The sequence below is a fragment of the Brevibacillus sp. YAE8 genome (assembly GCF_057543335.1).
The window spans coordinates 1-659 of the sequence record NZ_BAAIYG010000099.1; the positions used below are offsets into that span (position 1 = coordinate 1).

The 659-nt window shown below is 43.7% G+C and carries 1 protein-coding gene; it reads left to right on the forward strand.

The genetic code is table 11. The features are described from left to right. Nucleotides 1–507: transposase (locus AC27IT_RS27800; protein WP_487092261.1), on the forward strand; the 507-nt coding region annotated here is incomplete at its 5' end. Nucleotides 508–659: the final 152 nt, after the last annotated feature.

Consider the following 659-nt stretch of genomic DNA (forward strand, 5'->3'; position numbering starts at 1 on the left):
GACGTAAAATACGGATTTATCGTAGGAGAACAGCGTTTCTTTTTCCTGATGAGTCTCATTGATGTCTATGATCGAGCGATCGTGGACTACCATTTCGGACTGACCTGCGAAGGAAAACATGCTGCTCAGATTCTCCAACGTGCTTTGTGGAAACGGCAGCAATTCAATTGTGATGATCGCCCTGTTATCCGTACGGATAACGGTCCACAGTTTATTAGCCATGCCTTTGAAGAAGCCTGTCAGCATTTCCAAACGGTGCATGAGCGAATTCCTCCAAAGACACCCAATAAAAACGCTCACATTGAGTCATTTCACAGTGTTTTGGAGAAAGAATGTTTGCAGCGGAATGAATTTCAGAGCTATCAAGAAGCCTATGAAATCGTGACAAACTATCTGCTCTTTTATAATCAGCGACGGATTCATGGAAGCTTGTACGATTTATCACCTGTAGAATTTGGTAAAGCCTTTGCCTTGCAACTCATTACACCATTTGTTGTGAAAGTGTAGTATGGCAAAGGATTGCAGAATGATCCCTACTTCAACCTAGCTGACAAGCAGGAAGGAAAACGTCTGGGGTCAAGTGATCTCCTTGACGCTAGGCGTTTTCCTTCCTAGACTCCTAGGTGGTTGAAGGAGGGAAGAAGCATATGAAAATGCGA